At 31.7% G+C, this 3,687-nt stretch carries 5 protein-coding genes and 1 pseudogene; all 6 read right to left on the bottom strand.

Annotated elements, in window-relative coordinates:
* Positions 1 to 85: 85 nt before the first annotated feature.
* Positions 86 to 511, bottom strand: coding sequence for an NAD(P)H-dependent oxidoreductase (locus FVB9532_RS19110; protein ID WP_150546782.1), 426 nt, complete (start codon positions 509 to 511; stop codon positions 86 to 88).
* 57 nt (positions 512 to 568) lie between these two features.
* Complete coding sequence (locus FVB9532_RS19105) at positions 569 to 1,132, bottom strand: Crp/Fnr family transcriptional regulator (RefSeq protein ID WP_150546781.1); 564 nt, start codon at positions 1,130 to 1,132, stop codon at positions 569 to 571.
* On the bottom strand, positions 1,129 to 1,650 hold the full coding sequence (locus FVB9532_RS19100; protein ID WP_150546780.1) for a GNAT family N-acetyltransferase: 522 nt from the start codon (positions 1,648 to 1,650) through the stop codon (positions 1,129 to 1,131). The genes FVB9532_RS19105 and FVB9532_RS19100 overlap by 4 nt, the downstream gene beginning before the upstream one ends.
* A 17-nt stretch (positions 1,651 to 1,667) precedes the next feature.
* A complete protein-coding gene (locus FVB9532_RS19095) occupies positions 1,668 to 2,294 on the bottom strand; it encodes a hypothetical protein (RefSeq protein ID WP_150546779.1) in 627 nt (208 codons plus the stop codon).
* Between the two features lie 145 nt (positions 2,295 to 2,439).
* The gene (locus tag FVB9532_RS19090) at positions 2,440 to 3,270 is read right to left on the bottom strand and encodes a hypothetical protein (RefSeq protein WP_150546778.1); all 831 of its coding nucleotides are present in this window, start codon (positions 3,268 to 3,270) and stop codon (positions 2,440 to 2,442) included.
* A 179-nt stretch (positions 3,271 to 3,449) separates the two neighbouring features.
* Positions 3,450 to 3,687 (bottom strand): annotated as a pseudogene (locus FVB9532_RS19575) (hypothetical protein); the annotation flags it as partial.

Here is a 3,687-nt window from a genome sequence, read left to right as displayed (position 1 = left end):
ATTACACTTTTCCTTGCAATTTAAGTCATTGATTTAGTAGATGTTTTTAACATAATTAAATGATAACTAGAGAATTGCATGATTGCTAAGGTTTGACTAAATAATTATACCACTTAGGGGTGTCGGCTGTGATAATTAATCGAGCAGTTTTACCTTTGAGTAATTTTTTAGGTAGCGCTTTTCCTTTAACAGGTTCAAAGGTAATTCCCGGAAGAAAGCTTCGATCTATAAAACCTTTCATAAGCGCTGGATAGCTATACCACCACATAGGAAATACCCAAACTAGATGAGTAGCTTTTTTAATTTTTTCTATAGCTTCTATTAAATCAGGTTCTAAGGGGGTGCGTTGACGGTAACCGAATTTTAGGTTAGGATTAAAATTTAAATCAGCTATATCAATTTGACTGATTTTAGCTTTACTTTTAGCGGCTCCATTTTTATAGGCTTCGGCTAAGGCATAATTAAAACTCTTTTTATCCGGATGGCCATTGATAATTAAAATTTGTTTCATTTCTATTTTTTTCTTGCAAAGAAATGAGCGAACAGAGTTTAAGAAAAGGACATTTGTCTAATTCTGAAGTAATTTTCTTATTCGGCTTAAATGCCTAGGGGTAATTCCTAAATAGGAAGAAAGATAATGTAAAGGGATGAGTTGTAGGAGTTGGGGATGATTAGTTAGTAAGTCTTCATATCGTTTTTCTGCCGATTCTGTTTGAAGCATGAAAATTCTTTTTTCTAAATTGATGTATTCCTGTTCAGCAATTAGTTTAAAGAATTTTAACCAATTGGTACTTGATTGTTCTAGCTGTAAGATTTTATCCCTAGAAATAGAATATAATTCAACATCGGTTAGGGCTTGAATATTTTCTGAAGTGGCGGTTTGTGATAAAAAGGAAGAATAGGCAGTGATAAAAGAATTTGAAAAAGTAAAGCAATAAGTTACTTCTTCCTCATTTGAATTATAGTAATACGACCTGAAGAAGCCTGAAGCAATAAAGGCGACCTCTTGAGAGATTTTACCTTCTTGAATAAAGAATTCGCCTTTTTTTATCTTTTTAGTAACCAATAATTGCTCAAAGGAGTCAATTTCCCCTTCGGTTAGGATTCCAAAGGATTTTAAATATTCTTTCATTTTTTAATCCTATAAATGATATTGTCTAAGTTGTCTTTATCTATTTTACCCTTTACCAGTTCAAAACCATTTGTCTCTAATAACTTTTTAGAGTTCTTATTTTGATGGTGAGTATAAGCCTCGATAGTTTGTAAGTGGAGCTGATGAAACCCAAAGTTCAATACATTTTGTAAAGCTTCCGTCATCATTCCTTTTCCTTGAAATTGCGGACTTAAATCATACCCAACTTCTGCTTTTTGTCTATCTTCCGAAAAATTCCACAGGCAGATGCTACCTATCATTTCAGAAGTTGGTGGAGCCGTAATTACCCAATAATAGGATTTTTGGTCTTTAAAAGCGGTATGGATTCTAGCGATAAATGCCAAGGCTTTTTCCTTAGACTCTGCGCTTGTTCTTTTTATAAATTCATTTACTTTTTTATCGGACCGTAAATAGGAAATCATTTCCCAATCAGAGGTTTTAAGTTGACGCAGTAAAAGCCTTTGGGTAGTTATCTCAGGAAAATTTTCTGTTTTCATGGAAGTTGAAATAAAAGCTACTTAATTCTATAAATTGTATTTCCTTTTTTACTGACTTTTGTTACAACCTTATTTTGGGAAAGCAATCGTCTTAAGCTTTCTCTAATTTCTTGGATCCCGTGGTTTTTAAAATCTTCAAATCCTTTTTGTTGGGCTCCCCATCTTCTTATTCTTGAAGCTGAAAATGCCCATTGACTATATTGGTTTAAAAATTGGGTTACCAAATTGTCTAGATTTTTATCAATTTCTAAATCGTTGTTGCTGTTTATAAGTTTTGATTTAAGCTCATCAATTTGTTTTTGTAAATCTGCCAATTCTTTGGAGTTATCACGGGCCTGAGTTTTAACTACATTTTCAAGTTCAATCATTCCTATTTTTTTGATTCTGAACCCCATTTTATCCCAAGGAATGTTCACCACTATTAATATAATAATAAGGATGGTTAATATAGAAGGTAATCCAAATTTTTCAGGGTCAATATAGTCTGGACTACAAAAAATAAGATAGGTGTATATTCCTATAATAGAAAATATGAGAATGATAGCAGGAATACTAATTAACCATCTGATGACTAGGGGAAGTGTAAAACTTAAATTTTCATCCAGTTCTTCTTCAGGCAAATTCTTGACGTTTTCGTTCAACATAATTATTTATAGGAGTAAGTCTGATAAGGTTATTTTTAATAATGGTAATTAACTGAATATACTATCTCTTAAATTTAGTGAGAAAATATAAGAATTTAATATTTAAATTACTAAATGTTGATGAATACCCTATGTTTTCTTAAATTTATTTTTCAACTCTAATACTTATTAATAAAGCGTTAATCATTTCAATATAGTTTCTACCCTCTTCATTTTTTCCAAAGAGTCCTGCTCCTAGGGCAATGGCGTAATGAAATTTCCAATGCGTATCTCTTAAAAGTTTCATGCTGTTGGGAAGTTGGCCATTATCGGTTTTATCGTATTCTACTTCTTCACTAGACCATTGAATAGTTTGCTTCGTTTTCCCTTCTCCAAACTTAAAAGTGTATTTCGCAATTTTATTACCGCTATGGGTAGAAAAGTTTTCAATATCTTCAATCTTAAACCAAAAGGAGGTGTTCTGGATGTTATATACAGAATCTTGAAAGTAGATATTCCCTCTTTTGTAGATGAGGGCATTTTCAAATATATCTAAACTAAAATTACCTAAGGAAGACTCTTCAAGGTTGATTTCATATTTATCATTAAAGCTGTTGGATTTCTTAATATCAAAATCTATAGCTTGTTTAATTTTGGCAATGGTAGTGTTGTTTAATTTTACGTTAATACTGTCATCTTGAGAGAAATGTAAGCTCACTAAAGCTTTATCGGTGTTTTTTAAAATAGTAATTGCTTCTTCTACATCCATTTTAGGAGGAATGGGTTCTGGTTTGTTTTGAAGTTCTAGGTAAGCTGAGGTTCCCGCCAAACCAATAATTAAAACCACAAACGAAACTCCCTGAACCGTAATGACTCCCGCAATTTTAGTTTCGCTATTGTTTCCATCGAAAATCTTTTCTTGAAAAGTTTCACTAAAGATGGCTGCAATAACAATAACCCCGACAATTATTAATAAACCTAATGCTATGTAATTCATAGGTGAGTTAAGTATTGATGGTAATTTTTAGTACTGTTTTTATAGTCTCCGTTGAACGTCTTTCAACAAATATAACGGCTTTTTGGGTATAATTATTTTTAGCCTCTCAATTATAAAGCAGTCTTTTATAAATGATACAAGGTAATAGGGTAAGTTTTTTACTTAAAAACTAATTTGTCTTAATTACTCTTTTCAACCTTATCTAATTTTTGTTCTAGTTCGTTCAGTTTTTTACTTAAATATTTAATTTCTTTTTGTTGCTGAATGGTATAAAGGGTAAGCTCTTCAATTTTCTGTAATAATTTGGCATCCATTTGGCCTAGAAAAATCCCGTTTTCTTCTACTTCTTTGGCACTGGGGATATCTTTTAAATGTCCTTTTTGTTGAATGTGATTTTCTACTTCTTTAAGGCTAGGA

Origin of the sequence: Mesonia oceanica (assembly GCF_902499555.1) — a bacterium.
Classification (GTDB): Bacteria; Bacteroidota; Bacteroidia; order Flavobacteriales; family Flavobacteriaceae; genus Mesonia; species Mesonia oceanica.
Note: the sequence above shows the minus strand (reverse complement) of the source record. Positions and strands in the feature narration are given on the sequence as shown.